General features: G+C 67.6%; 1 protein-coding gene. It reads left to right on the forward strand.

What is annotated here, in order from left to right:
* Positions 1-261: 261 nt before the first annotated feature.
* A complete protein-coding gene (locus AB0G14_RS35805) occupies positions 262-1,266 on the forward strand; it encodes an IS30 family transposase (RefSeq protein WP_357705262.1) in 1,005 nt (334 codons plus the stop codon).
* Position 1,267 lies beyond the last annotated feature (1 nt).

The raw sequence follows: 1,267 nt of genomic DNA on the forward strand, positions 1-1,267 counted from the left end.
CTCGGGTTCTAGGGATCGTTGCAACGCCTGACGTGATCAGGGGTTGCAGTGTTCGAGATCCGTGGGGATCGCAGGCCGCAGGGTCCGAAGAAGCTTCGCGCGGAGCGTCAGGCATATTTGGATCTTGTGGCGCGGGGTGTGAGTACGAGTGAGGCGTGCCGGCTGGTCGGGATCAATCGCAAGACTGGTCACCGCTGGCGGTACGGCCGCACGAGCCAGACGAAGGCCGGGCAGCAGGGAGTACCTCCCGCTGCCCGGCCTTTGGCCGTGTCGGACCGGTTTCTGTCCCAGGATGAGCGGATCGTGATCGCTGATCGGCTGCGGGAGGGTGCCTCGCAGGCGGCGATCGCCGCTGAGCTGCGGCGTTCGCCGGGCACGATCAGCCGGGAGATCCGCCGTAATCGGCACCCGGACAGCGGTGACTACCGGCCCTACGCGGCCCAGCAACGCGCCGACAGCAGGCGGCCTCGCCCGAAGATCGGCAAAATCGCCGCATGCCCGGCGCTGCGGGAACACGTCCAAGCCATGCTGGATCGCAAGCACAGCCCGGAACAGATCAGCCGTCGGCTGCGCCGTGACTTTCCCGAGCGGAACGAGCTGCACGTGTCACACGAGACGATCTACCAGGCGCTCTACGTCCAGGGCCGCGGCGAACTACGCCGAGAACTCACCGCCGCGCTGCGCACCGGCCGCGCGGTGCGACGTCCCCGCCGTCAGCCTGGGCAGCGCCAGCCCCGCTTCACCCATCCGATGGTGATGATCAGCGAACGGCCCGCCGAGGCCGACGACCGTGCCGTGCCCGGACATTGGGAAGGCGACCTGATCATCGGCAAGGACAACGGCTCCGCGATCGGCACACTTGTCGAACGCTCCACCCGCTACGTCCTGCTCGTGCACCTGGGCGCCGGCCGCAGCGCCGACCGGGTCCGCGACGGCCTGCTCACCGCCATGGCCGCCCTGCCGCAACATCTGAAACGGTCTCTGACCTGGGACCAAGGCATCGAGATGGCGATGCACCACCAGTTCAGCATCACCGCGCAGATGCCGGTCTACTTCTGCGACCCACACTCACCCTGGCAACGCGGCTCCAACGAAAACACCAACGGACTGCTGCGCCAGTACTTCCCCAAAGGCACCGACCTGGCCGTCCACAGCCCCGACCACCTCGCCACCGTCGCCGCCGAACTCAACGGCCGCCCACGCAAAACGCTCGGCTGGGATACCCCAGCCGAGCGCCTCGCTAAGCTCCTAGCCGTCACCGACTAGC

The organism is Micromonospora sp. NPDC023814 (assembly GCF_040639595.1).
In the GTDB taxonomy this organism is placed as follows: Bacteria; Actinomycetota; Actinomycetes; order Mycobacteriales; family Micromonosporaceae; genus Micromonospora.